This is a genomic window from Methylobacillus pratensis, assembly GCF_054072455.1.
The window spans coordinates 1-1,526 of the sequence record NZ_JBSUSR010000018.1 but is presented as its reverse complement, the minus strand read 5'-3'; the positions used below and the strand labels follow the sequence as shown (position 1 = coordinate 1,526).

Here is a 1,526-nt window from a genome sequence, read left to right as displayed (position 1 = left end):
GCCGCAACCGCCGCTGGCACTTCGTCATCGAAACCGGAACCATCCACGCCGAGCCTCTTACCGCCATCGGCGGCACCCTGCACACCGGCCCCAACACCTGGCTACCCGCCCCACCCACCATCACCACCGCGACCGGCCTGAGCCGCCCTACGTTTCTCGGACAGTTGCTCTCAAGATATAATTCTTGAGATTGACTGGAAGGGAATACCGCGTTGGCCGCAAGAAAGTATTCGCCGGAGTTCAAGGACGCGTGCGTCCAGGAAGTGATCCGGAACTCGCGCCCTGTGCCGGCGGTGGCGCGTGAAAGTGGTGTGGTGGAGCAGACGCTGCGGAACTGGGTGAACGCGTACAAGAAGGAGCATCCGGTCGCGGAGCCCGAGCTGAGCGTTTCGGAGCGTGCACGGTTGAAGGAGCTTGAGGCAGAGAATCGTGAGCTGCGGGCCGAGAACGAGTTCCTGGGAAAAGCGACGGCCTTCTTCGCGAAGAAACACCGGTGAGCGTGAAGTACGCGTTCATCCACAGTGAAGAAGGCAACTATCCGGTGGTCTCGATGTGCCGGTGGGCGTGCGTGTCCCGGTCGGGCTACCACACGTGGAAGACCCGGGAACCGTCCGCGCGGGCGCGCCGGCGGGCCGACCTGGCTGCGATCATCACGTTCAGCTTCGACGAGTCCGACGAGACCTACGGGCACCGGCGCGTGCATGCTGACCTGGTGCGATGGGGGATCCAAGTCGACGACGAGACGGTCCGGTCGATCATGCGTGAGCTGGACCTCCTACCGTGCCAGCCGCGCCCGTGGCGTCCAGTCACGACGATCCCCGGGGACGCGAGCGACACGCCTGACCTGGTCAGACGCGACTTCACCGCGACCGAGCCGGGCCGCAAACTCGTCGGCGACATCACCTATATCCCCACGTGGGAGGGCTGGTTGTACCTGGCCACGGTCCTGGACTGCTTCAGCAAGAAGGTCGTCGGCTACGCCATGGCCGAGCACATGCGCACCTCGTTGGTGACCGACGCCCTGGACATGGCAGCCCGCAACGGTCACATCCGGAAGAAGGTCACTGTGATGCATACCGACCGTGGCACCCAATATACGTCCGACGAGTACGCGAAACACACGAAAAGGCTCGGGATCACACGTTCCGCCGGGCGCACTGGCGTGTGTTATGACAATGCGTGGGCCGAGTCCTTCAACGGCACCTTGAAGAACGAGCGCGTTCACCGTACCGAGTATCCAACTCGTAAGCACGCGCGATTTGACATTACGCGCTATATCGAACTACGGTATAACCCAAGAAGGCTCCACTCCGCGCTCGGATACCAAACGCCGAATGAGGTCGAAGAAGCCTGGTACGCCGCTAATCTTGCCGCGTAAAAATCATCGGAATCAACTGTCCGAAATTCTTAGGGCCGCTCAGTCGCGGCGGTTCATCGGGAAGCCACGGCGGCCAGCTGGTTCGTCGGGATCGGCAGGTTGGTCGGGACGGGCTGGTTGGTCGGGGCGGTGGTTCGGTCGGTCGTCA

At 62.6% G+C, this 1,526-nt stretch carries 2 protein-coding genes; both read left to right on the top strand.

The genetic code is table 11. The features are described from left to right. A partial coding sequence (locus tag ACW4YW_RS15610) for a hypothetical protein (protein WP_457138404.1) occupies window positions 1-188 on the top strand: 188 nt, incomplete at its 5' end. 6 nt (window positions 189-194) lie between these two features. Then, a protein-coding gene (locus ACW4YW_RS15605) for an IS3 family transposase (RefSeq protein WP_457138405.1) occupies window positions 195-1,378 on the top strand; the annotation gives its coding sequence in 2 pieces (ribosomal slippage) (window positions 195-459 and window positions 459-1,378; 1,185 coding nt in all). Window positions 1,379-1,526: the final 148 nt, after the last annotated feature.